Source organism: Bartonella capreoli, assembly GCF_902813205.1.
GTDB lineage: Bacteria > Pseudomonadota > Alphaproteobacteria > Rhizobiales > Rhizobiaceae > Bartonella > Bartonella schoenbuchensis.
This window is the reverse complement of record NZ_CADDZX010000220.1, coordinates 1-448: the sequence shown is the minus strand read 5'-3', so window position 1 is coordinate 448 and position 448 is coordinate 1. Positions and strand designations below refer to the sequence as shown.

Annotated in this window: 1 protein-coding gene; it reads right to left on the bottom strand. The window is 40.0% G+C overall.

Going from position 1 to position 448, the window contains the following annotated elements:
• The coding region (locus J7R05_RS08140; RefSeq protein ID WP_208541865.1) for an FAD-dependent oxidoreductase at nucleotides 1-448 on the bottom strand (448 nt) is incomplete at both ends.

Below are 448 nucleotides of genomic sequence, written 5' to 3'. Positions count from 1 at the left end.
ATAACAACGTACTTTGCTTGATAAATTCCTTCTCCTAATGTTCCTTTAGGTACTGGATTTTGTGGTTGCATAATCTTTTTCAACGATGAAGAAACCTTAATTTCGGCAAGCTGGCTTCCTTTTGCTCTCTTGGTTAATTTTGCTTCACCCCAAATAATGTCGATTTTGTTTTTTTTCATCAAAAAACCAATGCCAGTATTTAAACGCGCTGAAATTCCCCGTGAACGTGCTACAATATCCTTGATACTTGCTTCAATTGAACCGTTAATTTTTAATCCATAATCTTTCGCATGTTCAGCAAAATGCTTTATTTCCGCTGAACGCAAAAGTGCCTTGGTTGGAATACAACCCCAATTTAAACAAATCCCCCCGAGATGTTCACGCTCAACAATCGCAGTTTTGAAGCCGCACTGCGCCGCACGAATTGCAGCTACATATCCACCAGGCC